The following is a 2,553-nucleotide window of genomic DNA, read 5'->3' on the forward strand; positions in this document are numbered from 1 at the left end:
GCACAGTTTGCAGCCGGCAGCACAACCCGCGGGCCGCGGCCCGCGGCCCGCGGTCGGCGTTCAGCACAGCTTGCAGCGGTCGGCACAGCCTGCCCGGGCAGGTCGCGCTATGGGACGGCAGAGAGCGGAGTGCAGGAGGCGCGGGCCGGGTAGGACGCGCGGCGTGCGGACGGTGCGAGCGCGGGAGGCGCGGGCCGGGCAGGACGCGCGGCGTGCGGACAGGGCGAACGCAGGAGGCGCGGGGCGGGCAGGGTGCGCGGCGTGCGGACGGTGCGAGTGCAGGAGGCGCGTGCCGGGTAGGACGCGCGGCGTGCGGATGGGGCGAACGTAGGAGGCGCGTGCCGGGCGGGGTGCGCGGCGTGCGGACGGCAGGTGCTCGGCTTGCCTCACGCCACGAGGTACACAAGCCGCCACGCGATGTCGTGGCGGCGTGTGTACTTCGTGGCGGGGCGGGCCACGGCGCCAGGAAGTGGTCACCGCGCCAGGCTTAGTCCTGGCGCAGTGACCACCGCTTGGCGTCATACGCGGACGGCGCGGCAGACCGCCCGCCGCCTGCCGCCCGCGGCCTACCGCCAGCGCCGCAGCGCCACGCGCTGCACGACGTTCAGCACGGTGTCGCTCAGTGTCCCGAGCAGCGCCAGCAGGACGATGGCGAGGAAGATCCGGTCGACGCGTCCGTTCGACTGCGACTCGGTCAGCAGGAAGCCGAGGCCCATCGACGACGCGATCAGCTCGGCCGCGACCAGGAACAGCCACGCCTGCGCCAGCGCCAGCCGCAGCCCCGACACGAGCGAGGGCAGCACGGCCGGCAGCTGCACCCGGGTGAAGAGCGACACCCGCCGCAGGCCGTAGGCGCGCCCCGCCTCGACGAGCTGCGGGTCGACGTGCCGCAGCGACCCCGCGACCGTGGTGAAGACGGGGAACGCCGCACCGATCGCGATCAACGTCACCTTGGAGTCCTCGCCGATGCCGAGGTACAGGATCAGCAACGGCACCCAAGCCAGCGACGGCACCGCGCGCACGGCCGCGATCGACGGCGCGAGCAACGCCTCGCCCACCCGCGACAACCCGACGACGGCGCCGACGACCAGCCCGATCACGGACCCGACCACGAACCCGATCAGCACCCGCTGCACCGAGATGGCGACGTAGAGGCCGAGCTGACCCGTGGCGGCGAGGTCGACTCCTGCCCGCGCCACGTCCGCGGGGGACGGCAGGCGGTACGAGGGCACTCCGCCGACGGTGGTGGCGAGCACCCAGGCGGCGAGCACGGCGGCCGGCAGGAGCACCCCGAGCAGTGCCAGGCGGCGGGGAGGGGTCGCGCCCGGGGTGCCCGGGCGTCGCGGCGCGGGCGACCCGGACGAGGAGGCGCGGCGTCCGTCCTCGACGACCCGCGCCTCCTCGGCTCGGGGGGTGACGGTCAGGGTGCTGCTCACGAGGTGGACGCGGCCGTCGCGTACGAGTCGTCGAAGAGCGAGTCGAGGGCGGCGTCGACGTCGTCCTGCGAGGGGACGTCGCCCGACTCGACCAGGATCGGGCCGATGGTGTCGAGGACGGCGCGTTGGTCGGCTCCGGGGGCGGGGTCGATGTCGAGGTGGGTGCGGTCGATCACCGTGGTGGCGACGGCGGGGTCGATCGCGGCGGCCGTGGCCAGGATGGCGGCGGTCTCGTCCGGGTTGTCGAGGGCCCAGGCGCGGGCCTTCTCGTACGAGTCGACGACGACCTGCGCGACGTCGGGCGACGCCTCGAGGAACGACTCGGTGGCGTTGAGGAACCCGTAGCTGAGGAAGTCCACGTTGCGGTACAGCAGCTTCGTACCCGACTCGGCCTCGCTCGCGGCCATGATCGGGTCGAGGCCGGACCAGGCGTCGACGCTGCCGTTCTCGAGGGCGGCGCGGCCGTCGGCGTGCTGCAGGTTCTGGATCGTCACGTCCGACGCGCTGAGCCCGGCCTGGTCGAGCGCCTGCAGCAGGAAGAAGTACGGGTCGGTGCCGGTGGTCGCCGCGATCGTCTTGCCGCGGAGGTCCGCCACGTCGGTGATGGTCGAGTCGCCCGGGACGACGAGCGCCGACCACTCGGGCTGCGAGTACACGTCGATCGTCTTGATGGGGGAGCCGTTCGAGCGGGCGAGCAGCGCGGCCGAGCCGGCGGTCGAGCCGACGTCGACCGCTCCGGCGCGCAGCAGCTCGTTGGCCTTGTTCGAGCCGGCCGACTGGGTCCAGTTGACGGTGACGTCGTTGCCGAGGGCGTCCTCGAGGTAGCCCTGGTCCTTCACGACGAGGCTGAGCGGGTTGTAGGTCGCGAAGTCGATGTCGAGCGTGTCGGTCGACCACTCGCCGTCGCTCGCCCCGGCGCCGCCTGCCGCGTCGGCCGCGCCGGTGCCGGCGTCCTCACCCGCGACGCAGCCGGTGAGGAGGAGGGCGCTCGCCGCGGCGAGAGCGAGACCGCCGGCCCAGGAGGCGCGGGTGCGGGTGGTGGGGGAGGTGCGGAAGGTCATCGGTTCGTCTCCGTGCTGTCGGGGGCGGTGCGGTGGTCGGCGGGGGTCGGTTCGGG

The 2,553-nt window shown here is 74.0% G+C and carries 2 protein-coding genes; both read right to left on the minus strand.

Annotated elements, in window-relative coordinates:
- Positions 1 to 566 precede the first annotated feature (566 nt).
- Positions 567 to 1,436: an ABC transporter permease gene (locus tag ARTHRO9V_RS15160; RefSeq protein ID WP_236557107.1), complete on the minus strand. Its 870-nt coding sequence runs from the start codon at positions 1,434 to 1,436 to the stop codon at positions 567 to 569.
- Positions 1,433 to 2,497, minus strand: coding sequence for an aliphatic sulfonate ABC transporter substrate-binding protein (locus tag ARTHRO9V_RS15165; protein ID WP_159828885.1), 1,065 nt, complete (start codon positions 2,495 to 2,497; stop codon positions 1,433 to 1,435). Before ARTHRO9V_RS15165 ends, ARTHRO9V_RS15160 begins: the two co-directional genes overlap by 4 nt.
- Between the last annotated feature and the right edge of the window lie 56 nt (positions 2,498 to 2,553).

This window comes from Frigoribacterium sp. 9N (assembly GCF_902506305.1).
GTDB lineage: Bacteria > Actinomycetota > Actinomycetes > Actinomycetales > Microbacteriaceae > Frigoribacterium.

Excerpts from the sequence above, each read along its gene's own strand:
- ARTHRO9V_RS15165 (WP_159828885.1), bottom strand. The coding sequence starts at position 2,497 with ATGACCTTCCGCACCTCCCCCACCACCCGCACCCGCGCCTCCTGGGCC.